The sequence below is a fragment of the Pseudomonas triticifolii genome, from assembly GCF_014358015.1.
Lineage (GTDB): Bacteria > Pseudomonadota > Gammaproteobacteria > Pseudomonadales > Pseudomonadaceae > Aquipseudomonas > Aquipseudomonas triticifolii.
Map to the genome: position 1 here is coordinate 16,789 of NZ_JACONV010000002.1, position 25,507 is coordinate 42,295.

The 25,507-nt window shown below is 59.5% G+C and carries 21 protein-coding genes, 2 tRNA genes and 1 pseudogene; 12 read left to right on the top strand and 12 right to left on the bottom strand.

The annotated features are described in order from the left end of the window. Positions 1 to 7 precede the first annotated feature (7 nt). Entirely contained in the window at positions 8 to 727 is a 720-nt protein-coding gene (locus H8S56_RS04735) for a UTRA domain-containing protein (protein WP_024686323.1), read from the bottom strand. 356 nt (positions 728 to 1,083) lie between these two features. Between H8S56_RS04735 and H8S56_RS04740 the strand changes: the two genes are divergently transcribed. From H8S56_RS04740 to H8S56_RS04765, 6 genes are all read left to right on the top strand, one after another. Then, a complete protein-coding gene (locus H8S56_RS04740) occupies positions 1,084 to 2,151 on the top strand; it encodes an ABC transporter substrate-binding protein (RefSeq protein ID WP_024686322.1) in 1,068 nt (355 codons plus the stop codon). 99 nt (positions 2,152 to 2,250) lie between these two features. After that, complete coding sequence (locus H8S56_RS04745) at positions 2,251 to 3,057, top strand: alkaline phosphatase family protein (RefSeq protein ID WP_024696012.1); 807 nt, start codon at positions 2,251 to 2,253, stop codon at positions 3,055 to 3,057. Continuing rightward, on the top strand, positions 3,054 to 3,896 hold the full coding sequence (locus tag H8S56_RS04750) for an ABC transporter permease (RefSeq protein ID WP_187518022.1): 843 nt from the start codon (positions 3,054 to 3,056) through the stop codon (positions 3,894 to 3,896). Before H8S56_RS04745 ends, H8S56_RS04750 begins: the two co-directional genes overlap by 4 nt. Next, positions 3,883 to 4,680, top strand: coding sequence for an ABC transporter permease (locus tag H8S56_RS04755; RefSeq protein WP_024686319.1), 798 nt, complete (start codon positions 3,883 to 3,885; stop codon positions 4,678 to 4,680). Before H8S56_RS04750 ends, H8S56_RS04755 begins: the two co-directional genes overlap by 14 nt. Before the next feature lies 1 nt (position 4,681). After that, the gene (locus H8S56_RS04760; RefSeq protein ID WP_024686318.1) at positions 4,682 to 5,671 is read left to right on the top strand and encodes an ABC transporter ATP-binding protein; all 990 of its coding nucleotides are present in this window, start codon (positions 4,682 to 4,684) and stop codon (positions 5,669 to 5,671) included. A gap of 27 nt (positions 5,672 to 5,698) precedes the next feature. Further along, a complete protein-coding gene (locus H8S56_RS04765) occupies positions 5,699 to 6,352 on the top strand; it encodes an HAD family hydrolase (RefSeq protein WP_024686317.1) in 654 nt (217 codons plus the stop codon). A 171-nt stretch (positions 6,353 to 6,523) separates the two neighbouring features. On the opposite strand, the gene H8S56_RS04770 is transcribed toward H8S56_RS04765, so the two are convergent. Then, positions 6,524 to 7,486 (bottom strand): NAD(P)H-quinone oxidoreductase, encoded by a 963-nt coding sequence (locus tag H8S56_RS04770; protein WP_024686316.1) that lies wholly within the window; start codon positions 7,484 to 7,486, stop codon positions 6,524 to 6,526. A gap of 137 nt (positions 7,487 to 7,623) precedes the next feature. Between H8S56_RS04770 and H8S56_RS04775 the strand changes: the two genes are divergently transcribed. Together H8S56_RS04775 and H8S56_RS04780 are read left to right on the top strand one after the other, a co-directional pair. Further along, positions 7,624 to 9,705, top strand: coding sequence for a carboxy terminal-processing peptidase (locus tag H8S56_RS04775; RefSeq protein WP_187518023.1), 2,082 nt, complete (start codon positions 7,624 to 7,626; stop codon positions 9,703 to 9,705). A 121-nt stretch (positions 9,706 to 9,826) separates the two neighbouring features. Next, positions 9,827 to 11,599 carry a bifunctional diguanylate cyclase/phosphodiesterase gene (locus H8S56_RS04780; protein ID WP_187518024.1) on the top strand — a complete coding sequence of 591 codons (1,773 nt, stop codon included), beginning with the start codon at positions 9,827 to 9,829 and terminating at the stop codon, positions 11,597 to 11,599. Between the two features lie 75 nt (positions 11,600 to 11,674). On the opposite strand, the gene H8S56_RS04785 is transcribed toward H8S56_RS04780, so the two are convergent. The 4 genes from H8S56_RS04785 to H8S56_RS04800 form a co-directional block, all read right to left on the bottom strand. Further along, a complete protein-coding gene (locus H8S56_RS04785) occupies positions 11,675 to 12,058 on the bottom strand; it encodes a hypothetical protein (protein WP_024696015.1) in 384 nt (127 codons plus the stop codon). After that, a complete protein-coding gene (locus tag H8S56_RS04790) occupies positions 12,055 to 12,390 on the bottom strand; it encodes a helix-turn-helix domain-containing protein (protein WP_187518025.1) in 336 nt (111 codons plus the stop codon). The genes H8S56_RS04785 and H8S56_RS04790 overlap by 4 nt, the downstream gene beginning before the upstream one ends. A gap of 98 nt (positions 12,391 to 12,488) precedes the next feature. Next, positions 12,489 to 12,941 carry a YkvA family protein gene (locus tag H8S56_RS04795; RefSeq protein ID WP_187518026.1) on the bottom strand — a complete coding sequence of 151 codons (453 nt, stop codon included), beginning with the start codon at positions 12,939 to 12,941 and terminating at the stop codon, positions 12,489 to 12,491. Between the two features lie 364 nt (positions 12,942 to 13,305). Next, positions 13,306 to 14,070, bottom strand: a complete 765-nt coding sequence (locus tag H8S56_RS04800; protein WP_024686310.1) for an FKBP-type peptidyl-prolyl cis-trans isomerase — start codon at positions 14,068 to 14,070, stop codon at positions 13,306 to 13,308. 440 nt (positions 14,071 to 14,510) lie between these two features. Between H8S56_RS04800 and H8S56_RS04805 the strand changes: the two genes are divergently transcribed. After that, positions 14,511 to 15,050 (top strand): cupin domain-containing protein, encoded by a 540-nt coding sequence (locus tag H8S56_RS04805; protein WP_408003775.1) that lies wholly within the window; start codon positions 14,511 to 14,513, stop codon positions 15,048 to 15,050. Between the two features lie 31 nt (positions 15,051 to 15,081). Here the strand turns inward: H8S56_RS04805 and H8S56_RS04810 are convergent. The 5 genes and pseudogenes from H8S56_RS04810 to H8S56_RS04830 form a co-directional block, all read right to left on the bottom strand. Next, a pseudogene (locus tag H8S56_RS04810) lies at positions 15,082 to 15,210 on the bottom strand (VOC family protein); the annotation flags it as partial. Positions 15,211 to 15,228: 18 nt separating this feature from the next. Then, positions 15,229 to 16,419, bottom strand: coding sequence for a CaiB/BaiF CoA transferase family protein (locus tag H8S56_RS04815; RefSeq protein ID WP_187518027.1), 1,191 nt, complete (start codon positions 16,417 to 16,419; stop codon positions 15,229 to 15,231). Positions 16,420 to 16,541: 122 nt separating this feature from the next. Beyond that, entirely contained in the window at positions 16,542 to 16,937 is a 396-nt protein-coding gene (locus H8S56_RS04820; RefSeq protein ID WP_024686306.1) for a hypothetical protein, read from the bottom strand. Between the two features lie 535 nt (positions 16,938 to 17,472). Next, positions 17,473 to 17,549: transfer RNA gene (locus tag H8S56_RS04825), tRNA-Asp, on the bottom strand. Between the two features lie 21 nt (positions 17,550 to 17,570). Beyond that, positions 17,571 to 17,646: transfer RNA gene (locus tag H8S56_RS04830), tRNA-Val, on the bottom strand. Between the two features lie 171 nt (positions 17,647 to 17,817). On the opposite strand from H8S56_RS04830, the gene rdgC reads away from it, so the two are divergent. Beyond that, on the top strand, positions 17,818 to 18,738 hold the full coding sequence (gene rdgC / locus H8S56_RS04835) for a recombination-associated protein RdgC (RefSeq protein ID WP_024686305.1): 921 nt from the start codon (positions 17,818 to 17,820) through the stop codon (positions 18,736 to 18,738). An 84-nt stretch (positions 18,739 to 18,822) separates the two neighbouring features. After that, positions 18,823 to 19,788, top strand: a complete 966-nt coding sequence (locus H8S56_RS04840; RefSeq protein WP_187518028.1) for a bile acid:sodium symporter family protein — start codon at positions 18,823 to 18,825, stop codon at positions 19,786 to 19,788. Between the two features lie 93 nt (positions 19,789 to 19,881). Here H8S56_RS04840 and H8S56_RS04845 read toward each other — a convergent pair whose 3' ends face one another. Next, positions 19,882 to 21,756 (bottom strand): MFS transporter, encoded by a 1,875-nt coding sequence (locus H8S56_RS04845; protein WP_187518029.1) that lies wholly within the window; start codon positions 21,754 to 21,756, stop codon positions 19,882 to 19,884. Positions 21,757 to 21,978: 222 nt separating this feature from the next. On the opposite strand from H8S56_RS04845, the gene H8S56_RS04850 reads away from it, so the two are divergent. After that, positions 21,979 to 25,452 (top strand): hybrid sensor histidine kinase/response regulator, encoded by a 3,474-nt coding sequence (locus H8S56_RS04850; RefSeq protein WP_187518030.1) that lies wholly within the window; start codon positions 21,979 to 21,981, stop codon positions 25,450 to 25,452. Positions 25,453 to 25,507 lie beyond the last annotated feature (55 nt).

The following is a 25,507-nucleotide window of genomic DNA, read 5'->3' on the forward strand; positions in this document are numbered from 1 at the left end:
CTTATCTTCAGATATCCCGCACCATTGCGCTCACGTGAATGGCGTCATGACGCCAGTACTCCAGGTCGCAGTCGATCAGGCGGCCCTGCTGGTCGTAATTGACCCGCGCAATACGCAGGCCCGGACTGCCCAGCGAGACTTTCAAGGCAGACGCGGCTTCGGCATGCAACGCAGTGGGCACCATCTCGAAACGCACCTGACCGTAGCGCAAATCGTATTGACGGGCGTATAGCTCAGTCAGCGACTGCTCCATGTCGAAGTCCAGAATCCCCGGAAAGAATTCCGGATTGAGGTAGTGCTCGACGTACAGCACCAGACGCTGGTCGATACGTCGCGCCCGGCAAATCTGGATCACACTGGACAACGCAGGCAGCTCCAGCATCGCGCAGATTGCGGCCGACGCCGGTTGCAGGCGCGCGGAGAGAACCTGAGTCTGCGCCAGTCGTCCCTGCGCCGTGACCATGGCATGAAAGTGACTGCGACGAATCAGGTCGTAGGCCAGGCGCGGCGGCGAAATGAACCAGCCACGTCGCTCTTCGCGATACACCAGGCCTTGCGCCTCAAGCTGGACGAGCGCCTCGCGCAACGTGATGCGCGTCGTGTCGAACACTTCGCTCAGCTTGCGCTCGGCAGGCAGCTTACTGCCAGGCGGCAAGAGGCCATGCTCGATCTGCTCCTGTAGGGCATTGCAAATGGTTGTTACCGCTCGTGGCACATCTTCGCGCATTCCGCTACCTGTCTGGACTAGACCAGCCCTGTCATGGAGCACGCTTGTGCCCCTGTCTTCGTCATCAACCCTGCTGCCGCAAGCCTAGGCCGGGTTTATGACCGCCCGGTGACACCTTGCTTCATGATCCATGCCAAGCGCTCTGCGAACAGCCCTCAAGCCCTTGAAGGGCAAGCACTTCAGCGTGGTCTACGCTTAGCGCCAGGCACTGCCCGAAGGCAGGCAATGTGGAATCAGCCACGCTGCCCGACACGAAAATGTCATGCAAAAGGCCTAACTTGGCTCAGGTATTGCTGATCTAGACCAAACCATCCGCAACGAACACTTCGGTTAAAGAAGTGCACTAGGAGCTTCGAATGAAACATCTTTTGTTGGCATCACTCCTCGGTTCAGCCATCGCCCTGAGCACGGCGGCCATGGCTGCGGACACAGACCTCAAGACCCTGGAAGCAGCCGCCAAGACCGAAGGCGCGATCAATAGCGTCGGCATGCCCGATGACTGGGCGAACTGGAAAGGCACCTGGACTGATCTGGAAGCCAAGTACGGTCTCAAGCACATGGACACCGACATGAGTTCGGCGCAGGAAGTGGCCAAGTTCGATGCGGAAAAAGACAACGCCAGCGCTGACATCGGCGACGTGGGTGCCGCCTTCGGACCTATCGCCGTCGCCAAAGGCGTTACCCAGCCTTACAAGCCAAGCACCTGGAGCCAGGTTCCAGACTGGGCCAAGGACAAGGAAGGCCACTGGGCCCTGGCCTACACCGGCACCATCGCGTTTATCGTCAACAAGAACCTGCTGCACGGATCGGAAATCCCGAAAACCTGGGCTGACCTGAAAACCGGCAAGTACAAAGTGTCGATCGGTGACGTGAGCACCGCAGCACAGGCCGCCAACGGCGTTCTGGCCGCGTCCTTCGCCATGAAGGGCGACGAGACCAACATCGAGCCAGGCCTGCAACTGTTCACCGAACTTGCCAAACAGAAACGTCTGTCGCTGGCCAACCCGACCATCCAGACCATCGAAAAAGGTGAAGTCGAAGTGGGCGTGGTCTGGGACTTCAACGGCCTGAGCTACAAGGCCAAGATGGCCAAGCCTGATGATTACGTGGTGCTGATCCCATCCGACGGCTCGGTGATTTCCGGTTACACCACCATCATCAACAAGTACGCCAAACACCCGAACGCAGCCAAGCTGACCCGCGAATACATCTTCAGCGATGCAGGCCAGATCAACCTGGCCAAGGGCAACGCACGTCCGATTCGTGCCGAGCACATCAAGCTGCCTGAAGACGTGAAGGCCAAACTGCTGCCCGACGAGCAGTACAAAAACGTGACGCCGATCAAGAACGCTGAAGCCTGGGAAAAAACCTCCAAGTCGCTGCCTCAGAAGTGGAACGAGCAAGTCATCATCGAGATGAACTGACCCGTCCCGCGACTCAACACTGAGGTCGCACCGCACGCACGGGTGAGTCCATTCGCCCGTGCGTGATCCTGTCTTACTCTGCGTGCAAGCGAGTTGCTCATGAAACACAACGTCATTCTCGTCGTGCTCGATGGCCTCAACTACGACGTGGCCCGGCATGCGATGGGCCATCTTCAGGCCTGGCATGCCGCCGGACGCGCAGCGCTGTACAAGCTGGAGTGCGAGCTGCCCGCGCTTTCACGTCCGCTGTACGAGTGCATCATGACCGGTGTCGCGCCCATCGAAAGCGGCATTGTTCATAACAACGTTTCGCGCCTGTCCCGTGAGCGCAGCGTGTTCCATTATGCCCGCGATGCCGGACTGAGTACGGCAGCCGCCGCTTACCACTGGGTCAGCGAGCTGTACAACCGCACGCCGTTTAACGCAGCGCGCGACCGTCACACCGATGCACCGCAGCTGCCGATCCAGCATGGGCTGTTCTATTGGGTCGATCACTACCCTGATTCGCACCTGTTCGCCGATGCCGAGAGCCTGCGCCTGAAACATGCACCTGACTTTCTGCTGATCCACCCCATGAACATCGACGATGCCGGGCACAAGCACGGCCTCGATACGCCGCAGTACCGCAACAGTGCACGCAGCGCCGACATCATCCTGGCCGACTACCTGCAAGGCTGGCTGGACGGCGGCTATCAGGTACTGATCACTGCCGACCACGGCATGAACAACGACCGCTCGCACAATGGCCTGCTTCCTGAGGAACGCGAAGTGCCGCTGTTCGTGCTGGGTGAAGCCTTCAGCCTGGACCCGGACGCCAAGCCACGCCAGACCGACCTGTGCGGCACGATCTGCGAACTGCTCGGCGTGCCGCACGACAAACCCGTCTGCCGGGAGATGCTCAATTGACCACCTTTAGCCGAGGCAAGTGGCTGGCGCTGTTGTGCCTGGTGCCGTTTGCGCTGTTTTTCATCGTGTTTCAGATCGCCCCGCTGTTATGGGTGGCGATCCACAGCGTGCAAAGCGACAGCGGCTGGGGCCTGGAAAACTTCAGCAAGGCCTTCAATTCGCGCTTCTATCGACAGGCCATACAGTTCAGTCTGGAGATCAGTTTCTGGTCGAGCCTGTTCGGCATTCTGATTTCGATCCTGGGCGCCTATTCACTGCGCAAGGTGAATTCGCGACTGCGCGACTTTGTGAATTCGTTCGCCAACATGACCAGCAACTTCGCCGGTGTTCCGCTGGCGTTCGCGTTCATCATCCTGTTGGGTTTCAACGGCGCGCTGACCTTGATCCTGAAAGACGCCGGGATCATCGATGACTTCAACCTGTACTCCAAGACCGGCCTGATCATTCTCTACACCTACTTCCAGATTCCGCTCGGCGTTCTGCTGTTGTACCCGGCGTTCGATGCCGTGCGCGAAGACTGGAACGAATCGGCCGCCCTGTTGGGTGCCAGCAGCTTCCAGTTCTGGCGCTACATCGGTCTGCCCGTACTGACACCTGCGCTACTGGGCACTTTCGTCATTCTGCTGGCCAATGCCCTGGGGGCTTACGCCACGGTCTATGCGCTGACGACGGGTAACTTCAACGTACTGCCGATTCGCATCGCGGCCATGGTGGCGGGCGATATCACGCTCGATCCGAACATGGCCAGTGCGCTGGCGATGATCCTGGTAGGACTCATGACCCTGGTGACGTTGATCCATCAGTGGCTGTTGAAAAGGAGCTACCATGTCTCGCGTTGAAAAAGGGCCCGCCGGGGTCTACCACAAGACCGTGGTTTACCTGCTGTTTCTGATCCTTCTGCTGCCGCTGGCCGGCACGTTCCTGTACTCGATTGCCACCAGTTGGTCGGCAACCATTCTGCCCAGCGGCCTCACCTTCAAATGGTACGTGGCGCTGTGGAGCGACCCGCGCTTTTTGGCCGCCTTCGGGCAGTCGCTGCTGGTCTGTGTCGGTGCGCTGGTCCTCTCCGTGGTGCTGATTCTGCCGCTGCTGTTCGTGGTGCATTACCACTTCCCGCGCCTCGACGGCGTAATGAACATCCTGATCCTGCTGCCCTTCGCGGTGCCACCTGTGGTGTCGTCGGTGGGCCTGCTGCAACTGTATGGCTCAGGCCCGATGGCGATGGTCGGCACGCCATGGATTCTGATCGGCTGCTACTTCACCGTTGCCCTGCCCTTCATGTACCGCGCCATCACCAACAACCTGCAGGCGATCAACCTGACCGACCTGATGGACAGTGCACAGTTACTGGGTGCCAGCACCTGGCAGGCTGCGTTTCTGGTGGTACTGCCCAACCTGCGCAAAGGCCTGATGATTGCCCTGCTGCTGTCGTTCTCCTTCCTGTTCGGCGAATTCGTGTTCGCCAACCTGCTCGTCGGCACACGCTACGAAACCCTGCAGGTCTACCTGAACAACATGCGCAACAGCAGTGGCCACTTCAACAGCGCACTGGTGATTTCCTACTTCCTCTTCGTGCTGGTGCTGACCTGGGCCGCCAATCGACTGAACAAGGACAAAGACTGATATGAGTTTTGTCAGCATTGAAAACCTGCAGAAAAGCTACGCCAGCACGGCGGTGTTCAGCGACATCAACTGCAGCATCGGAAAAGGCGAGTTCGTCACCCTGCTCGGCCCGTCTGGCTGTGGCAAGTCTACGTTGCTTCGCTGCATCGCCGGCCTGACGTCGGTCAACAGCGGTCGCATCCTGCTGGACGGCCAGGACCTGGTTCCGCTGACGCCACAGAAGCGCAACATCGGTATGGTGTTCCAGAGCTACGCGCTGTTTCCCAACATGACCGTGGAGCAGAACGTCGCCTTCGGCCTGCGCATGCAGAAAGTCAGCACCGACGACAGCCAGAAGCGGGTCGCGGAGATTCTCAAGCTGGTCGAACTGCAGGACTTCGCCAAGCGCTATCCGCATCAGATGTCCGGCGGCCAATGCCAGCGCGTGGCTCTGGCTCGCTCACTGGTGACCCGCCCACGTCTGTTGTTGCTGGATGAGCCGCTGTCGGCACTGGATGCGCGGATTCGCAAACACCTGCGCGAACAGATTCGTGCGATCCAGCGCGAGTTGGGCCTGACCACTATTTTCGTGACCCACGATCAGGAAGAGGCGCTGACCATGTCAGACCGCATCTTTCTGATGAATCAGGGCCGTATCGTGCAGAGCGGTGATGCCGAAACCTTGTACACCGCGCCAGTGGACGCGTTCGCCGCAGGCTTCATCGGCAACTACAACCTGCTGGAAGCCGACGACGCCAGCCGCCTGATGCAGCGCCCGATCAACAGCCGCATCGCGATTCGCCCGGAATCGATTCAACTGAGCCTGACCGGCGAACTGGAAGGCCAAGTGCGCAGTCACAGCCTGCTGGGCAACGTCATTCGTTACCGCGTGCAGGCGCGCGGTGTGGAATTGGTGGTCGACGTACTCAACCGCAGCGCGGATGATCTGCACCCCGACGGCCGCCGGGTGACGTTGAATATCGAGCCCTCGGCGCTGTGCCCGGTGGCTTGACCGACAACTGATTTAAGGATGTACGCAATGGCTTTAGCAATTTTCGACCTGGATGAGACCCTGATCGGCGGCGACTGCGCCACCCTGTGGAGCGAGCAGATGGGCCGCCTCGGCTGGGTCGATCCGGTGTCGTTCATGCAGCGTAACGACGAGCTGATGGCCGCCTACAGCGCCGGGAAGCTGGCAATGGAAGAGTACATGGCGTTCAGCCTGGAGCCGATGGCTGGCCGCACCCCGGAGGAAATCGATCACCTGGTCGGCCCTTGGGTAGAAGACGTGATCGAGCCGATCATCTACAGCGATGCGTGCAAATGCATCGCCCGGCATCGCGCCAATGGCGACCGGATTCTGGTGATCTCTGCGTCGGGCGTGCACCTGGTCAAGCCGATTGCCGAACGTCTGGGCATCGACGAAGTGCTGGGCATCGAACTGGATGTGCAACACGGCGTTTACAGCGGCGCCACAGTCGGCGTGCTGACGTACCGCGAAGGCAAGATCACCCGCCTGATGGAGTGGCTGGACGCCGAAGGGGAAAACCTGGAGGGGGCAAGTTTCTATTCCGACTCGCGCAACGACCTGCCGCTGCTGCTCAAGGTCGACCATCCCAACGTGGTCAACCCTGACCCTACGCTGCTCGAACATGCCCAGAAAGCCGGATGGCCGGTGCACAGCTGGAGCTGAGGGCTCATCAAAGAAACACGGCCCCCTGATGGGAGGCCGTTTGCACGCGATGTTTTTTTCAGTCGACACGTGCAGTGAGTGATCCGACACCATCGCCGGCAAGCCGCCTCGCACAGACGAGTGCTTACCAAGACTCTTTCTGAAATGCGCGGCCCTTCTGGGCCGCGGTCATCACTTCAGACTTTCGTCGATCACCAGCACGATCTTGCCGGACACCTGATTGGTCGCCAGCTCTTCGAACGCGGCTTCTGCGTCGTTGATTGCAAAGGTTTTGGCCAGTTGCGGCTTCAAGCGACCTTCAGTGAACAGCGGCCAGACAAACTGCCCCAGATCACGCAGCAGGTCGGCCTTGAAGGTTTCGTCACGGCTGCGCAGCGTCGAGCCCATCAGTTGAATCCGTTTGCCCAGCACGTGAGCCAGATCCACCTGCGCCTCGCGCCCGCCCATCGTGCCGATCAGCACCCAGCGACTGTCCAGGCCGAGCAGCTTGACGTTCAGCTCGGCGTAATTGCCGCCGACCGGATCGAGAATCACGTCGAACGGTGCAAAATCGTTCAGGCCTTCCAGACTCTCGCTGCGCACCACGCCGCCCTGCGCACCCAATGCGACGCAATAAGCCAGCCGCTCGGCCGAGCCGACGCTGACCCAGACCGGGCTGCCGAACGCCTTGCAAAGCTGAATACCGGCTGAACCAACACCACTTGCGCCCGCGTGCAGCAGGACTTTTTCACCGGGCTTCACACCCGCCAGTTGAAACAGGTTAAGCCAGGCAGTGGCGTAAACCTCGGGGATCGCGGCGGCTTCATGCAGCGACAAACCTTCCGGGACCGGCAGCACATGACGTGCATCGACCACCACCTCTTCGGCCATCGCCCCGCCCGCCAACAGCGCGCAGACGCGGTCTCCGACCAGCCAGGACGTGCCCGGACCGACTTCAGCAATGACGCCTGAGCACTCCAGCCCCAGAACCGAGGTGACACCCGGCGGCGGCGGATATTTCCCGGCACGTTGCAACAGATCGGCCCGATTCAAACCCGCCGCAGCGACTTTGATGCGAACCTGCCCCACATCGAGAGCCGGACTTGGCTCTTCGACCCATTCCACATGTCCTTCAACGCCTTGCAATGCCTTCACAGTGCCTCCATAGTGAGTCCAGACTGAGCCCGTGGCTGTTTGCCCGGGCTTTTGCATTATGCGGCCGGGTCCGAAGGAACCGGCGACCTCAAAGACGGCCTAATATGCGTTATCAATTGTCCTCGCGTCGAATCAGCATGAAGCAACTATTCCCAAGCTCCGCCCTCGCACTGCTTATCGGCCTCAGCGTATTGCCGATGTCAGCCAGCACTTTTGCCGCCAACAGCTGGGATAATCTTCAGCCGGATCGCGACGAAGTGGTTGCCAGTCTCAATGTCGTCGAGCTGCTCAAGCGACATCACTACAGCAAGCCGCCGCTGGACGACAAGCGTTCGGCCATCATCTATCAGAGCTACATCAAGCAACTGGATCCGTCGCGCAGCTACTTTATGGCCAGCGACATTGCCGAGTTCGACAAATGGCAGTTCCAGTTCGACGACTTCCTTAAGAGTGGCGACCTGAACCCAGGGTTCACTATTTACAAGCGCTACCTGGACCGCATCAAGGCGCGTCTGGACTTTGCGCTTGCAGAACTGGCCAAAGGTGTCGACAAGATCGACCTCAATACCAAGGAAACCCTGCTGGTGGACCGCAAGGACGCCGCATGGCCCAAGGACACCGCCGAACTCGACGACCTGTGGCGCAAACGCGTCAAGGACGAAGTCCTGCGCCTGAAGATTGCAGGCAAGGACCCGGCGAAGATTCAGGAAACGCTCACCAAGCGCTACAAGAATCAGCTGGCTCGTCTGGGCCAGACCCGCGCCGAAGATATCTTCCAGGCGTACATCAACACCTTTGCCATGTCCTACGATCCGCACACCAACTACCTGTCGCCAGACAGCGCGGAAAACTTCGACATCAACATGAGCCTGTCGCTGGAAGGCATCGGTGCCGTGTTGCAGAGCGACAACGACAACGTGAAGATCGTGCGCCTGGTACCGGCAGGTCCTGCGGCCAAGACCAAGCAGGTTGCGCCGGCTGACAAGATCGTTGCGGTTGCCCAGGGCGACAAGGAAATGGTCGATGTCATCGGCTGGCGTCTGGATGAAGTGGTCAAGCTGATCCGCGGTCCGAAAGGCTCGGTGGTGCGTCTGGAAATCATCCCGGCCAGCAATGCGCCGAATGATCAGACCACCAAGATCGTGGCTATCACCCGTGAAGCGGTGAAGCTGGAAGAACAGGCTGCGAAGAAGTCGATCCTGCACTTGAATCAGGATGGCAAGGATTACAAGCTGGGCGTCATCGACATCCCCGCCTTCTACCTGGACTTCAAGGCCTACCGTGCCGGCGATCCCGAGTACAAGAGCACTACCCGTGACGTGAAGAAACTGCTGACCGAGTTGCAGGCCGAGAAGGTCGACGGCGTGGTACTGGATCTGCGTAACAACGGCGGTGGTTCGCTGCAGGAAGCCACCGAGCTGACCAGTCTGTTCATTGACCGCGGCCCTACCGTGCTGGTGCGTAACGCGGACGGCAAGGTCGATGTTCTGGAAGACGAAGCCAAAGGCGCGTTCTACAAAGGCCCGATGGCGCTGTTGGTGAACCGCCTGTCTGCGTCGGCCTCCGAGATTTTCGCGGGTGCCATGCAGGATTACCACCGTGCACTGGTCATCGGCGGACAGACGTTCGGCAAGGGCACCGTACAGACCATTCAGCCGCTCAACCATGGCGAGCTGAAGCTGACCCTGGCCAAGTTCTACCGCGTTTCCGGGCAGAGTACCCAGCATCAGGGCGTGGTGCCGGACATCACCTACCCGTCGCTGATCGACACCAAGGAAATCGGCGAGAGCGCCCTGCCCGAGGCCATGCCGTGGGACAGCATCAAACCGGCGATCAAGCCTGCCATCGACCCGTTCAAGCCATTCCTGGCGCAACTCCAGGCCCGTCATGAGGCGCGCTCTGCCAAGGATGCCGAGTTCGTGTTCATCGAGGATCGCCTGGCGCTGGCCAAGAAACTCATGAACGAGAAGACCGTCAGCCTCAATGAAGCTGATCGCCGCGCTGAACATGCGTCCATCGAAGGCAAGCAGCTGGCACTGGAGAACACCCGCCGAAAGGCCAAGGGTGAAGAACCGCTCAAGGAACTGAAGAAAGAGGACGAAGACGCTCTGCCGGTCGAAGACGAAAAGACCAAGCCGGAAGATGATGCATACCTGTCCGAAACTGGTCGCATCCTGATCGACTATCTAGGCCTCAGCGCTTCAGTTGCAAAGAAATAGGCGGCGTATGGCGTTTGATGGCCTATTAGTAGCAACGGTCATCAAACCGTCATGAAGCTGTCGTGAAATAACGGGCTGAACGTGAAGGCGTTCAGCCCTTTTTATTGCCATCGAGATGATCATGACCGTGACCGAACAGCTGGGCGCATTGAGTTCCATTCTGGCTCGTAGCGACTTGCACAGCCTGTTTCAGCCCATCATCTCGCTGTCGCAACGTAGCATCCTGGGCTATGAAGCCTTGACCCGCGGCCCGTCCAACAGCCCGTTGCACTCACCCCTGAATCTATTCGCCATCGCGCGCCAGGCAGGTCGCCTGAGCGAGCTGGAACTGAGTTGTCGCGAAAGTGCGTGTCGCCGTTTCAGCCAGCAGAAGCTGCCGGGCAAGCTGTTCCTCAACGTATCCCCGGAATCATTGCTCGAAACCTCTCACCCGCCCGGGCGCACCCTTGAGATGCTGCGTCGCTACGGCATCGCGCCAAAGGACGTGGTGATCGAACTGACCGAGCAAATGCCGACCGACGATTTCGACCTGCTGTACAACGCGCTGCATCACTACCGGGACATGGGATTTTCCATCGCGCTGGACGATCTGGGCGCGGGTTATTCCAGCCTGCGCCTGTGGTCGGAGCTGCGGCCGGATTACGTAAAGATCGATCGACACTTCATCGACGGCATTCATCAGGATGCCGTGAAGCGTGAGTTCGTCGGCTCCATGCTACAAATGGCCAAGGCCTCAAGGGCCATCGTGATTGCCGAGGGCATCGAACTGCCCGAGGAGTTGTCGGCGCTGACCGACATGGGCGTGGACCTGGTGCAGGGCTATCTGCTGGCGCGTCCGCAAGAACGCCCACCGCGCGATACCCGCGCCATGCTGCCCAAGGCCGAGGTACCTGCGCTGACGTTAAACGAGGAAGCGTCCGACCTCTCCGCCCTGCTCAGCCCGCAGCCATCCGTCAGCCAGTCCACACCGACCGCCGACGTGCTGGAAGCATTTCGCAAGCAAGCCAACCTCAACTCGCTGGCCGTGCTGGATGACGAAGGCCGGCCTTGCGGTATCGTCCATCGCCATTCGCTCTCCGAGGCGCTGCTCAAGCCGTTTGGCACCGAGCTGTTCGCCCGCAAGCCGATCAGCCGCCTGATGAGCGATGACTTTCTGGCCGTGGAGGTCAGCCAGTCGATGCAACAGGTCAGCCGCCTGCTTACCAGCCGCGCCCGTCAACGGATTGAAGAAGACTTCATCATCATCTTCAACGGCGCCTATATCGGACTGGGCCGGGTGATCGACGTGCTCAAGCTGATTACCGAAATGAAGATCCAGCAGGCGCGCTATGCCAACCCGCTGACCCTGCTACCCGGCAATGTACCGATTCAGCAATGCCTGACGCGCCTGATCCAGCAAAGCCGCGAATCGATGATCTGTTACGTAGACATCGACAGCTTCAAGCCTTTCAACGACATCTACGGATACGCGCGCGGCGATGAAGTGTTGCTGTGCCTGGCGCAGTGCCTGAATGATCGCGTCGACCCGAGCCGGGACTTCGTCGGGCACATCGGAGGGGATGATTTTCTGATGGTGCTGGGCTTCGAGGACTGGGAAAAACGCCTGCACCACCTGCTGGAGGACTTCCAGAACCAGTGCCGTCGCTTTTACCGGGCCGAGCATCTTGAGTCCGGTTGCTTTGTAGCGCTCAATCGCCAAGGGCAGCGTCAGGAGTTTCCTTTGTTGTCACTGTCGATCGGCGTGGTGCATTTGCGCGAAGAGAACTGCGTACACGTCAACGCCAGCCAGTTGGCCGACCTTGCCTCACAAGCCAAACATTTCGCCAAGGATGTGGCGGGCGCCAGCATTCATGTCATCGACTCGTCGCGACTGGACTTGCTGGTGGATGCATAAGGGAGACAAAACGGATCGTTGGTTACGCCGGGGCGCAGCCTGGTGCCCGGGACGCAAAGCGTCCCGTTTGGCACATCATGCGCTGCCCGTCTGGGCTTCGACTTCTGGATAGTTGTACTCGAACACGCGCACCACTTCGGCTGCGTGCCATGACGCGGCCGCTACACCATCGGAAGGTCCGGAAAAGCGTCCCAGGCGCTCGACACATTCAAAGAAACCGGGGCGTGGCAGACGACTTGCGCCCTGGCTGATCACCAGCGAACTGCGCAGTGGCCGTTCGGCACGGGCATCCATTGCCGCCAGATGCTCAAGCGCTGCCGTCAACGTCTGCATTGCCGGGGTGGGCAGTTGCAGGCGCTCCAGCAAGGCACGGTAGGTCACCAAATGACGCTGGCGACACGCGTGATCGAGCTCGTTCAACAACCCGTCCCAATGCTGACGGCTGATGCGCACGCTCATGACTCACCCCGCCAGCCCGGAACACCCAGCTCCCACGCCAGGCTCCGCTTGATGGCAGCATCGGGCTCTCGGGTGCCGCTTTCGATCAATTCAAGGTAGGAGGGGCTGATACCCACGGCGCGCGCCAGTGTCGAGACATCCAGGCCCTTGGCATCGCGCAGAGCACCCAACTGACTGAAAGCCGGATAGTCGGCAACTTCAAGTCTCGGCTGAGCCACTGGCGAGCGAGGCTTTTCAGCAAGGCCAGCGGCTTTTAGCAGCGCTTGATACTGAGCCCAGGGAAGCACCGCATATTCCGGCTCGCCATCACGAGATATCACTTGAAGATCCATAGACTCCCCTTGCAGGAAAACACCACATTTCGGACAGGTTTGCTCCATAGGTGGCATCTTAACAGCGCAAGACCATGACTTGTGCTCAAACGCTTCACTCAATCAACGCGCTTCTCTTTCTCCAGTAATGCCTGAGTTTCAGGCAATCGCTCGACCACGATCAGTTTTTCGGGCGGCTGCTGGTCACGCCAGGCGCGGAAGGCGTCGAGTTCGTCGGTCAGGTGCTTCATGACCCAGGCCAATACCGCGATGTCATCGAACATGCCAAGGCCAGGAATCCAGTCCGGAATCGCGTCCAGCGGGCTCAGGAAATACATCAGGCCGGCAACGATGGAAAGGATCGCCTTTGGGCTGATGTCACGGTATTCGCCACGCCAGTACGCCAGGCACAACCCCTGGAGAAGGCGCAGGTCGTCTTTGAGCTTGCCCAGACGACTGCCTTCGCTGTTGCCCTTGCGCGCCACGGCGAACAGAAGGCCTGGCAGGCGTCCCGCGGCAATGAGACTACGCGCTCCAGGCAAGTAACGAATCAGGTTCCACGGTGCTTTCATGTTCACTCCCGCTCAGAAAAGGTGACGATACACATCAGTTTCAAGAACCCGTCGGGCCATGCCCCAAGGTTATCCACATTTGTTGTGGATAACCTTGTGAACAGCCGCCCGTTTTTACCCTGGAGCCCCCGCGATCAGGGGCTCGGGGTTAAATCGGGCGTTTTTTACTCACATAAAAAAACCCATGAATTCGTTGACTTGGGAGCCTAGTTGAGGCTAATACGCCAGCACTGACGGACTGTCGGACAATACGACCGCCTTCCCCATGATAGTGGGACTGTGCACACAGCCAAGCGTTCGGGAAATACGCCGGACACAAAAACGCCCTGTCGAGACAGGGCGTTTTCAGTAGCCAGGTGTTGCGTTACTTCTTGGCCGGAGCCGATGCAGCTGGAGCAGCATCATCTTCGTCAGCACCCGGTGCTGGCGCAGCTGCCGGATCCTTGATGCCGAGCAGTTCCAGATCGAAGACCAGAACCGAGTTGGCCGGGATCATCGGGCTCGGGCTCTGCGCGCCGTAAGCCAGGTCGCTCGGGATGAAGAGTTTGATCTTCTCGCCCACGTGCATCAGTTGCAGACCTTCAACCCAGCCTGGAATCACGCCACCAACCGGCAGGTCGATCGGGCTGCCGCGCTCGACGGAGCTGTCGAACACCTTGCCATCAGTCAGTTTGCCTTCGTAATGAACAGTGACCACATCAGTCGGCTTTGGCTGAGGGCCATCGGCTTTCTTGATGATCTGGTACTGCAGGCCCGATGCGGTAGTCACAACACCGTCTTTCTTGCCATTTTCTTCCAGGAACTTCTTGCCGGCCGCTGCCGACTCTTCGCTCATCTTGGCCATGCGCTCTTCGGCACGCTTCTGCAGCGCGGCGAAAGCTTCAACCAGCTCTTCATCTTTGAGTTTCTGGTCTTTCTTGCCGACAGCGTCTTCGATACCCAGGGCCACTGCCTTGGAATCCAGATCGTCCATGCCTTCTTGAGCCAGGCTTTTGCCCATGTTCAGACCGATGCCGTAAGACGCTTTTTGTGCTGGAGTTTTCAGCTCGACAGTGCTGGCTTGTTTATCACAACCTGCGAGTACCAGACCGACCAGGGCAATCGCCGCTGCCAACCGATGCTGTTTCATGCTAATTCCTTGTTCATGCGCCAAAAGGGCAAACGAGTAAAGCCGCGAGCTTATCAGGCCGCCGCGATCAATGGCTACCGGCATCAGAGAGGCAAAACAGCGATAAGTTCAGGTATCCAAAGGTTTTACCGGTTTGACACCGGGCTGTTCAGTTGCAGTTCAGTTGACGATTCTCTCGCAGATCCGAGCGGGTCGATGCAGATGGCAACAGGCTCGACACGTGATACGCATATGTCCACTGCCTCATCGTGCCGCTGGAGGTTGGACGTTGGCCCGTCTGAAACAGGGTTTGTAAGAGTATCGACATGAAATTAAAGATAATTTTTAACCTCCCTGCGATGTGGTTCGATTCTCGGCGCGGGCATTGCAGCCCGAAACCTGCCACGGCCATCGACTGAAGCCCGAGGCTCCACGCCGTCTCTCGATATCAGGTAAGCCTTATGCAAATGACCCCTTGTAACACGACCAAGGTCTCGGCTCGCTCAGCGCGCAGGCACTCAGCTCAGTGGGCGCTGCTTGCTGCCACGATCATGCTGCCTCTTGGCAGTGAAGCCTTCGCGGCAACAGCACCGGCGGCAATGCCGACTCAGGGCATCAAGGCCTTCCGCCTGTGCACCGGCGCGGACAACCTCACCCACGTGGTGCGGGGCACCCTCGATCAAAACGCAATGGTCGACACCCGCGCCCTGCACTTCTCCGAAACCCCCGCTCACTCCACCTACAACTGGCACCCGGCACCTGAAGAGCAGTACGTGATCACCCTGTCGGGCACGCTGGAGTTCTCAACCACCGGCGGGGAAAATTTCGTACTGCATCCAGGCGAAGTCTTGTTGGCCCAGGACACCACAGGACCTGGTCATCGCTGGAAGCTGATCGACGATCAGCCGTGGCGGCGCGCCTACATTCTCACCCAACCGGATGCCGCCAAAGCCTTCGTTCCCGAGCAAGGGAGTTACAACAAAGGTGGATGTCAGGCCTGAGCTGATCATTGCGAACCGCGGTGCGCGCAGCTCAGCGGCTGTTCGCGCCCGACACCGGTTCACTGATCTCGATCAGATTCAGATCAGGATCGCACACGTAAACAGAGCGAATCGACCCGGTCGCGCCAGTGCGATTGATCGGGCTTCCGCCATCGACTATCTGTACGAGAATGGCTGTTTAGATGATCCCTAGTGCGCGCCACTGCGCCCGGGTGTCGGCATCAATGCCATGGGCTTGCAGCACCGCGTCCGTATGCTCACCCAGTGTTGGCGCGGCCGAGCGCACCTGACCCGGCGTATCCTGCAATTTGGGCAGGATCCCCGGAAGCGTCACAGGCGTACCGTCGTCCAGCGTGCTTTGCAGCAGCATGTCCCGCGCCAGATAGTGCGGATCATTGGCGATATCGGCGGCATCGTAGATTTTTCCCGCCGGGATGCGCGCTTCATTCAACGCATCGAGCACCTCATCCAGCGAGCGCTCGGCAGTCCAGGTCGAGATCGCTGCGTCGATGCGCGCCACGTGCCGGACCCGTCCATCGTTGTGCGCAAGGTCGGGATCGTTGGCGAGGTCCATCCGGCCGATCTTTTCCATCAGCCGTCTATAGATACTGTCACCATTGCCTGCCACCAGCGCGTACTTGCCATCATTGCACCGGTAGGCATTCGTGGGTGCGATACCCGGCATGCTGCTGCCTGCGGGTTCGCGGACGACGTTGAACACCGAATACTCGGGGATCAGGCTTTCCATGACGTTGAACACGGCCTCATACAACGCGACGTCTACCTGCTGACCTGCGCCGCCGTTCTGATCCCGATGACGCAGGGCGAGCAAAATGCCGACCACACCTTGCATCGCCGCCAGCGAGTCACCAATCGACACGCCAACCCGAACCGGCGTGCGCCCTGCCTCACCCGACAGGTGCCGCAAACCGCCCATGGCCTCGCCGATTACCCCGAATCCCGGTCGGTCGCGATAAGGGCCCGTCTGTCCATAGCCTGAGATGCGCAGCATGATCAGACGCGGGTTGAGCGCGTGCAGCGCTTCCCAACCCAACCCCCAACCTTCGAGGGTGCCGGGGCGGAAATTTTCGATCAGCACATCCGCATCGCTGATCAGGCGCCGAACCGCTTCCTGGGCTTGCGGCTGACGCAAATCGAGGGTGACCGACTTCTTATTGCGCGACTGTACGGCCCACCACACTGACGTACCGTTATGCAGCAGACGCCATTTACGCAGCGGATCACCCGTCAGCGGCGGCTCGACCTTGATGACCTCGGCACCGAATTCACCGAGGACTTTTGCAGCAAAGGGTCCGGCGATGAGTTGTCCGAGTTCTACGACTTTGATGCCTTGAAGAGGTAGGTTCATGACGCGCCCAGGTAGTGTTCGAGATCACAGGATGATCCGCGCAAACGCACAGGTTGAAAAGATGTCAGTGAACGGCAGACAAAAAGCCCCGCACTGGGCGGGGCTCGTTTTACAGGTGGCCGTCAGTGAATGCAGGCCAATTGAAAGCTCATTGCCGAATCACCGGAGGGTTCGTTCTTGCCGACCATCAGGCCCAGCACATTGACTTTCTCGGTTGTCGCCGCACCGCCCAGCTTGGCGTGGCCATGAAGCAGGCGGTCATAGTCGGATGTATCGATCGAGGAAACGGAGCAGAAACCGGGTGCCTGTTTGAACAGCCCGTCAGCGAACCTGACTTCATAGTTTGCAAAGTAATCTTTCTGACGAGTCAGGTTGATCGCCTTGATCCATGAAGAGGACTGGGCGATGACAGCACCGTTCTGATCGACCGTCGCCGTATGCAGCACTGGCGTCGCCAGGGCGCCGACAGAGACCACCATGGCACACGAAGCCAGCAATCCTTTAATACCTTTTTTCATACAAATCCCTTTGAGTTCTAGAACGCATCAAGTCCTTTTGATGGAACGGGTACGCCAGATTAGACAGTTGATTAACGCTTGAGGTCAGCCTTGGAAAGCTCCAGCCAACGTCCTGCAGCTAATACCACGCAATCGCCTTAATCAAGCCCGGGAACACCGCTTTTAAGCTGTAATTGGAGAATTACAAAACGCCAAGTCAATTCTTACGGCGCGCAGGAAAAAGAGATACAAAGCGGTTGGGCGTTTCACCGCGAGGGAGCAACACACAGCGATGATGCCGGTCGGCACTACGCACATGTGCGCCCCGGCCATCCGCATTCTCTTCAGGCTGAGATTGCGTGAGACGGCTCCGCTGACACGGCTCGTCTTTAGGCGGATGTGATGCCTGGAAACAGCATGCTTCGCTGACTCAACGCAGCGCTGACCAATCGGGAAAGGGGGGAATAGCGGAAAGACAGAAAGCAGAAAGCAGAAAGCCCGCACAAGGCGGGCTTTCTGTTTGCTTCAAGGAGTTCAAGGGCCTTGAAGCTGAATATGGCGCAGCGGACGGGACTCGAACCCGCGACCCCCGGCGTGACAGGCCGGTATTCTAACCGACTGAACTACCGCTGCGCGTAACACTAAGAGAGAGTTTGGTGGGTGATGACGGGATCGAACCGCCGACCCGCTGCTTGTAAGGCAGCTGCTCTCCCAGCTGAGCTAATCACCCTTCACTCTCGGTGTGGCGCGCATTCTACGGAGCGACCTGTACTCTGGCAAGCACTTTTTTAAATAATTTTTATAATCCTTCCAAAGGCTTACAAAGGCTGCGCGCAGGCTTGGCCCAAGAGGCTGAGGAGCGAATAATGCCCCCCTTTGTGTAGAAAGAGAGATTCACCTCATGTGGTTCAAAAACCTGCTTGTCTATCGCTTGACCCAGGATCTGCCTTTTGACGCCGAGGCGCTGGAAACAGCACTGGCGACCAAACCGGCGCGCGCCTGTGCCAGCCAGGAGTTGACCACTTACGGTTTCGTCGCGCCCTTCGGCAAGGGCGAGGACGCTCCATTGGTGCACATCAGCCAGGACTTCCTGCTGATCGCCGCACGCAAGGAAGAACGCATTCTGCCGGGCAGCGTCGTGCGTGACGCGCTGAAGGAAAAGGTCGAAGAGATCGAGGCCGAGCAAATGCGCAAGGTCTACAAGAAGGAACGCGATCAGCTCAAGGATGAAATCATCCAGGCTTTCCTGCCTCGTGCCTTTATCCGTCGTTCGGCCACCTTCGCCGCCATCGCGCCCAAGCAAGGCCTGATTCTGGTCAACGCATCCAGCCCGAAACGCGCCGAAGACCTGCTGTCCACATTGCGTGAAGTGATCGGCTCGTTGCCGGTTCGTCCGCTGACCGTCAAGGTCTCGCCAAGCGCGACCATGACTGACTGGGTCAAGACCCAGAAAGCGGCCGACCACTTCTTTGTTCTGGACGAATGCGAACTGCGCGACACCCACGAAGACGGCGGCATTGTGCGCTGCAAGCGTCAGGACCTGACCGGCGACGAAATCCAGCTTCACCTGAGCACTGGCAAGGTCGTGACTCAACTGTCGCTGGCCTGGCAGGACAAACTGTCGTTCGTGCTGGACGACAAGATGGTCGTCAAGCGTCTGAAGTTCGAAGACCTGCTGCAAGATCAGGCTGAACAGGACGGCGGCGACGAGGCGCTGGGTCAACTGGATGCCAGCTTCACCCTGATGATGCTGACCTTTGGCGAATTCCTGCCGCAGTTGTTCGAAGCATTGGGCGGCGAAGAAGTCCCGCAGGGTATCTAACGCAATAACGCTGTGGGTCCAAGCAAAGCGCCGTCTCTATAGACGGCGCGTTTATCTGGCACGTATAAAAAGAAGGAGCAGACCATGCGCGCCCTCGCCGCCTTGAGTCGTTTTGTCGGCAACACCTTTGCGTACTGGGTGCTGCTGTTCGCCATTCTGGCATTCCTGTTGCCACAGGTATTCATCGGCCTCAAAAGCTGGATTGTGCCGTTGCTGGGGCTGGTCATGTTCGGCATGGGCCTGACCCTGAAACTTGAAGATTTCTCTGAAGTTGCACGTAACCCCTGGCGCGTCGCGCTGGGTGTGGTCGCGCACTTTGTCATCATGCCGGGCGTTGCCTGGTTGCTGTGCCAGGTGTTCCAGTTGCCGCCTGAAATTGCCGTCGGCGTGATCCTGGTGGGCTGCTGCCCGAGCGGGACATCGTCCAATGTCATGGCCTGGCTGGCCAAGGGTGATCTGGCGCTGGCGGTCGCCATTGCAGCCGTCACCACCCTGCTCGCACCGCTGCTGACCCCGACACTGATCTGGTTCCTGGCCTCGGCCTGGCTGCCGGTGTCCTTCATGGATATGTTCTGGTCGATCCTGCAACTGGTGATGCTGCCCATCGTGCTGGGGGTTATGGCGCAACGCCTGCTGGGCGCGCGGGTCAGCTATGCGGTGGATGTATTGCCACTGGTGTCAGTGGTGAGCATCGTGATGATCGTCTGCGCCGTGGTGGCTGCCAGTCAGGCGAAGATCGCTGAATCCGGGCTGTTGATCATGGCCGTGGTGATCCTGCACAACACCTTCGGCTTCCTGCTCGGCTACTTCACTGGCAAGGTCTTCAAGCTGCCATTGCCCCAGCGCAAGTCGCTGGCGCTGGAAGTCGGCATGCAGAACTCAGGGCTTGGCGCCGCACTGGCCAGCGCCCACTTCTCGCCACTGGCGGCCGTGCCGAGCGCGCTGTTCAGCGTCTGGCACAACATTTCCGGTGCGTTGCTATCGACGTATTTCAGGAAAATGCCGGAGGAGGAAAGCGAGGTGACGTTGCGTAAGTCGGCGGTGGATTGACACAACTTCTGCACTGACCTGATCGCCCCTGCGGGCATTGCCGCGATCAGGTTCAGATGTGTGGCAGTCGGCGCTATGCGCAGGCTGCCAATCCTAACGCAGCGCCCCTCTCAACCCCTTCACCTGCTCACGCACCTCCACAGGCGCGGCGGCGTCTGCCGCGATGGGCGCACCTGCCACCAGCACAACCCGTGACCAGAAGCGGCGGAACAGTCCCTTCTCGGGATCGCGACTGAAGAAGCTGCCCCACAACCCTTGCAGCGCCATCGGGATCACTGGCACGGACGTTTCCTGAAGAATGCGCGTCATGCCGCTCTTGAACCCGCTGATCTCGCCATCTGTGGTGAGTTTGCCTTCCGGAAAGATGCACACCAGCTCGCCATCGGCCAGGTAGCGGGCAATGCGTTTGAAGGATTGTTCGTAGATCTCCATGTCTTCGTTGCGTCCGGCAATCGGAATGGTGCCGGCCGTACGGAAGATGAAGTTGAGCACGGGCAAACGGTAGATCTTGTAGTACATGACGAAGCGGATCGGCCGCCGCACCGCACCGGCAATCAGCAGCGCATCGACAAAGGACACGTGGTTGCAGACCAGCAGTGCGGCGCCCTCTTCGGGAATCTGATCAAGGTTGCGATGCTCGACGCGGTACATCGAATGGCCGAGCAGCCAGATCAGGAAGCGCATGGTGAATTCAGGCACGATCCTGAAGATGTAGACGTTGACCGCCACGTTGAGCAACGACACCACCAGAAACAGATGCGGAATGGTCAGCTCGGCAAAGCTGAGCAGCAGGATCGAGACAATCGCTGACAGCACCATGAACAATGCGTTGAGGATGTTGTTGGCGGCGATGACCCGCGAGCGTTCTTTCTCGGGCGTGCGTGACTGGATCAAGGCATACAGCGGCACAATGTAGAAACCGCCGAAGACGCCGATGCCCAGGATGTCGAACAACACCCAGCGACCCTGCGCGTAGCCCAGCACCGCCAGCCAGTCATTGGCCTGAACGTTCTGAGGAAAGCCGCCCGAATGCCACCACAACAGCAGACCGAATACGGTGATCCCCATGGAGCCGAATGGCACCAGACCGATTTCCACCTTATGCCCGGACAGACGCTCGCAGAGCAGCGAACCCAGTGCGATGCCCACAGAGAAAACCGTGAGAATCAGCGTGACCACGGTTTCGTCGCCAAACATCAACTGCTGGGCGTAGGCCGGAATCTGGGTGAGGTAGATAGCACCGACAAACCAGAACCATGAATTACCCACGATGGAGCGCGACACGGCAGGCGTCTGCCCAAGCCCCATGCGCAACGTTGCCCAGGACTGAGTGAAGATGTTCCAGTTGAGCTTCATTTCAGGAGAGGCCGCAGCCGCTCGCGGAATACCGAAGCTGGCCAGAAAACCCAGGCACGCAATCAACACGATGGCTGCCGAGACAATCCAGGCGTAGTGCGTGGCGGACATCATGACACCGGCACTGATGGTGCCCGCCAGAATCGCCAGAAACGTGCCCATCTCGACCAGCGCGTTGCCGCCCACCAGCTCGCTCTCGCGCAGGTGCTGCGGCAGGATCGAATACTTCACCGGCCCGAACAGCGCCGAATGCGTCCCCATCGCGAACAGCGCGGCAAGCATCATCCACAGATGATTGAACAGAAAGCCTGCAGCCCCCACCGCCATGATGACGATCTCGCCGAACTTGATGATCCGAATCAGCGTGTCCTTGGGATATTTCTCGCCGAACTGTCCAGCCAAGGCAGAAAACAGAAAGAACGGCAGAATGAACAGCAAGGCGCACAGGTTGACGTAGATCGAGCGATCCCCGTCGATGGCCAGCTTGTACAAAATGGCGAGAATCAACGACTGTTTGAAGACGTTGTCATTGAATGCCCCGAGGGACTGCGTAACGAAAAACGGCAGGAAGCGCCGCTTTCCTAGAAGGCTGAATTGTGACTGCTGGCTCATCGTCCGTGGTCCTGAGAGGCTTGGGCACACTGGCGTCGCCGCCAATCCGAGGCACATTGAAGACGCAACGCAGCGTAATGTCGATAGGATATTTCCGGTCGCCAGGTATGCCGAGCATGTTGGGCAGTCTGCGTCACCCCGCCACGCTCGACCTTGGTCGAGAAAGACGAAGTGCTGCGGTCGTGCGAGACTGCGTGCTGTCGATACGTTCTGGAATCCGATATGTCGCTGTCCAGCGGGCTGATCGCCGCCGTTGCCCTTGCCTACATGGCCATCATGTTCGCCATCGCCTTCTACGGTGACCGCTACAGCGCATCACTGCGCCCGACGATGCGTGCCTGGGTGTACAGCCTGTCGCTGGCGGTCTATTGCACCAGCTGGACGTTCTTCGGCGCGGTGGGTCAGGCAGCCGAACAGCTGTGGTCGTTCCTGCCTATTTATCTGGGACCGATCGTACTGATGGTGCTGGCGCCCTGGGTGCTGCAGAAAATGGTGCTGATCAGCAAGCAGGAAAACATCACCTCAATTGCCGACTTCATCGCGGCGCGTTACGGCAAATCCCAGTCACTGGCAGTCATGGTCGCGCTGATCTGCCTGATCGGCATGCTGCCGTACATTGCGCTACAGCTCAAAGGCATCGTGTTAGGGGTCAATATCCTGATCGGTGCCGTGGCTGATTCCACCGGCACGCGCGCTCAGGACACCGCACTGGTGGTGTCGCTGATTCTGGCGCTGTTCACCATCGTGTTCGGGGCGCGCAATCTGGATGTGACCGAACACCATCGCGGCATGGTTCTGGCCATAGCCTTCGAGGCACTGGTGAAGCTGTTCGCGTTCATGGCCGTCGGGGTATTCGTGACCTTCGGCCTGTACGACGGTTTTGACGACCTGTTCAATCAGGCCAAGCTGGCACCACGCCTTGAGGAGTACTGGAAAGACACGATCAACTGGCCGTCGATGTTCGTCCAGACCGGCGTGGCGATGATGGCGATTGTCTGCCTGCCCCGGCAGTTCCACGTCACGGTGGTGGAGAACATAGAGCCGCAAGACCTGAATCTGGCCAAGTGGGTGTTTCCGGCCTATCTGGCGCTGGCCGCGCTGTTCGTGGTGCCTATCGCCCTGGCTGGGCAAATGCTCCTGCCGGACTCGATGCTGCCGGACTCATTCGTGATCAGCCTGCCACTGGCGCATGCACACCCGTCCTTGGCGCTGCTGGCATTCATCGGCGGTGCATCGGCGGCGACCGGTATGGTGATCGTGGCCTGCGTGGCGTTGTCGACCATGATTTCCAACGACATGCTGTTGCCCTGGCTGTTGCGTCGCAAGAATACAGAGCGGCCGTTCGAGGCATTCCGGTACTGGATGCTCTCGGTGCGCCGCATCAGCATTGTGATGATTTTGCTGCTGGCCTACGTCAGCTACCGAATGCTGGGCTCGACCGCCAGCCTGGCAACCATTGGCCAGATCGCCTTCGCCGCAATCACTCAACTGGCACCGGCCATGTTCGGCGCGCTGTACTGGAAGCAGGCCAACCGACGGGGTGTGTTCGCAGGGCTGGCGGCCGGGATTTTCATCTGGTTCTACACGCTGGTGCTGCCCGTCGCGGCCCACGGCATGGGCTGGCCGCTTGAGGCCTTTCCACTGCTGGCATGGCTGCACAGCAACCCGTTCGATCTGCCGATCACGCCGATGACCCAAGGTGTGCTGCTGTCCATGGCGGGCAACTGCACGCTCTTCGCCTGGGTGTCGATGCTGTCGCGCACGCGGGTCACCGAACACTGGCAGGCGGGTCGCTTCATCGGTCAGGAAACCCAAGGGCGGGCCTACATGCGCCCGCTGCTGGCCGTGCAGATCGAAGACTTGCTCAGCCTGTCGGCACGGTTTGTCGGCGAAGAGCGGGCGCGTCAGAGCTTTACCCGTTTCGCCTACCGTCAAGGCAAAAGCTTCAACCCCAACCAGAACGCTACCGGTGAATGGATTGCCCACACTGAACGATTGCTGGCCGGTGTGCTGGGCACGTCGTCGACCCGGGCGGTCGTGAAGGCAGCCATCGAAGGCCGGGACATGCAGCTCGAAGACGTGGTGCGCATCGCTGACGAGGCCTCGGAGGTGCTGCAATTCAATCGGGCCTTGTTGCAAGGCGCCATCGAAAACATCACCCAAGGCATCAGCGTGGTCGATCAGTCGCTGCGGCTGGTGGCGTGGAATCATCGGTATCTGGAGCTGTTCAACTACCCGGAGGGCCTGATCGGCGTAGGACGTCCGATTGCTGACATCATCCGCTACAACGCTGAACGCGGGCTGTGTGGGCCGGGTGAAGCCGAAGTGCACGTGGCGCGGCGACTGCACTGGATGCGTCAGGGCCGCGCTCATACGTCAGAGCGGCTGTTCCCCAACGGCCGGGTCATCGAGCTGATCGGCAACCCGATGCCCGGTGGCGGTTTCGTCATGAGCTTCACCGACATCACTGCGTTCCGCGCTGCCGAGCAGGGCCTCAAAGGTGTCAACGAACGTCTTGAGCAGCGCGTAACAGAGCGCACCCACGAGCTGTCGCAATTGAACCAGGCCCTGACCGAGGCCAAGGGCACCGCCGAAGCAGCCAATGAATCCAAAACCCGCTTTCTGGCTGCGGTCAGCCACGACCTGATGCAACCGTTAAACGCCGCGCGGCTGTTTTCGGCTGCGCTGTCACATCAGGAAGAAGGCATCTCCAGCGACGCCCAGCAACTGATCCAGCATCTGGACAGTTCGTTGCGCTCGGCCGAGGATCTGATCAGCGACCTGCTGGATATCTCGCGCATCGAGAACGGCAAGATCGCCCCGGATCGTCAGCCCTTCCCGCTCAACGCGCTGTTCGACACCCTCGGAGCGGAATTCAAGGTGCTGGCACAGGAACAGGGCTTGAAGTTTCGCGTCAGGGGCAGCGCGTTAAGGGTCGACAGCGATATCAAGCTGTTGCGCCGAGTGCTGCAAAACTTCCTGACCAATGCGATCCGCTATGCCAAAGGCCCGATTTTGCTGGGCGTCAGGCGTCGTGGTGACAGCCTGAGCCTGGAGGTCTGGGACCGCGGCCCGGGTATTCCCGAAGACAAACGCCAGGTGATTTTCGAAGAGTTCAAGCGCCTGGACAGTCACCAGACTCACGCGGCCAAAGGGCTGGGTTTGGGGTTGGCGATTGCCGACGGCCTGTGCCGAATTCTCGAACATCCGTTGCAGGTTCGCTCCTGGACCGGCAAAGGCAGCGTGTTCAGCGTGCAGGTCCCCCTCGCCTCGCTTCAGGCACCCTTGCCTGACAAGCGGGTCGAGATCAATCGGCCTGCGCTGAACGGCACGCAGGTGCTCTGCGTCGACAACGAAGACAGCATTCTGATTGGCATGAACAGCCTCTTGTCGCGCTGGGGCTGTCAGGTATGGACCGCACGCAATCGTCAGGAATGCGAGGCGCTGCTGAACAACGGCGTCCATCCGCAGATCGCCCTGGTGGACTACCACCTGGACGAGGGTGAAACCGGCACCGAGCTGATGGCCTGGCTGAGAACCCGCCTCGGCCAGCCTGTGCCAGGCGTATTGATCAGTGCCGACGGTAGACCCGAACTGATAGCGCAAGTGCACGCCGCCGGGCTCGACTACTTGCCCAAGCCGGTCAAGCCTGCGGCATTGCGTGCGTTGTTGAGTCGGCACGTGAGTTTGAGTTGAGGCCGATGATGATCGCTCCCAAGCGGTAGCGGGAACACCTTCGATTATCGACCCG

Bases quoted from the DNA above. Each gene is read 5' to 3' on its own strand.
- H8S56_RS04735 (WP_024686323.1), bottom strand. From the start codon at position 727: ATGCGCGAAGATGTGCCACGAGCGGTAACAACCATTTGCAATGCCCTA.
- H8S56_RS04740 (WP_024686322.1), top strand. From the start codon at position 1,084: ATGAAACATCTTTTGTTGGCATCACTCCTCGGTTCAGCCATCGCCCTG.
- H8S56_RS04745 (WP_024696012.1), top strand. From the start codon at position 2,251: ATGAAACACAACGTCATTCTCGTCGTGCTCGATGGCCTCAACTACGAC.
- H8S56_RS04755 (WP_024686319.1), top strand. From the start codon at position 3,883: ATGTCTCGCGTTGAAAAAGGGCCCGCCGGGGTCTACCACAAGACCGTG.
- H8S56_RS04760 (WP_024686318.1), top strand. From the start codon at position 4,682: ATGAGTTTTGTCAGCATTGAAAACCTGCAGAAAAGCTACGCCAGCACG.
- H8S56_RS04765 (WP_024686317.1), top strand. From the start codon at position 5,699: ATGGCTTTAGCAATTTTCGACCTGGATGAGACCCTGATCGGCGGCGAC.
- H8S56_RS04775 (WP_187518023.1), top strand. From the start codon at position 7,624: ATGAAGCAACTATTCCCAAGCTCCGCCCTCGCACTGCTTATCGGCCTC.
- H8S56_RS04780 (WP_187518024.1), top strand. From the start codon at position 9,827: ATGACCGTGACCGAACAGCTGGGCGCATTGAGTTCCATTCTGGCTCGT.
- H8S56_RS04785 (WP_024696015.1), bottom strand. From the start codon at position 12,058: ATGAGCGTGCGCATCAGCCGTCAGCATTGGGACGGGTTGTTGAACGAG.
- H8S56_RS04790 (WP_187518025.1), bottom strand. From the start codon at position 12,390: ATGGATCTTCAAGTGATATCTCGTGATGGCGAGCCGGAATATGCGGTG.
- H8S56_RS04795 (WP_187518026.1), bottom strand. From the start codon at position 12,941: ATGAAAGCACCGTGGAACCTGATTCGTTACTTGCCTGGAGCGCGTAGT.
- H8S56_RS04800 (WP_024686310.1), bottom strand. From the start codon at position 14,070: ATGAAACAGCATCGGTTGGCAGCGGCGATTGCCCTGGTCGGTCTGGTA.
- H8S56_RS04805 (WP_408003775.1), top strand. From the start codon at position 14,511: ATGCAAATGACCCCTTGTAACACGACCAAGGTCTCGGCTCGCTCAGCG.
- H8S56_RS04815 (WP_187518027.1), bottom strand. From the start codon at position 16,419: ATGAACCTACCTCTTCAAGGCATCAAAGTCGTAGAACTCGGACAACTC.
- H8S56_RS04820 (WP_024686306.1), bottom strand. From the start codon at position 16,937: ATGAAAAAAGGTATTAAAGGATTGCTGGCTTCGTGTGCCATGGTGGTC.
- rdgC (WP_024686305.1), top strand. From the start codon at position 17,818: ATGTGGTTCAAAAACCTGCTTGTCTATCGCTTGACCCAGGATCTGCCT.
- H8S56_RS04840 (WP_187518028.1), top strand. From the start codon at position 18,823: ATGCGCGCCCTCGCCGCCTTGAGTCGTTTTGTCGGCAACACCTTTGCG.
- H8S56_RS04845 (WP_187518029.1), bottom strand. From the start codon at position 21,756: ATGAGCCAGCAGTCACAATTCAGCCTTCTAGGAAAGCGGCGCTTCCTG.
- H8S56_RS04850 (WP_187518030.1), top strand. From the start codon at position 21,979: ATGTCGCTGTCCAGCGGGCTGATCGCCGCCGTTGCCCTTGCCTACATG.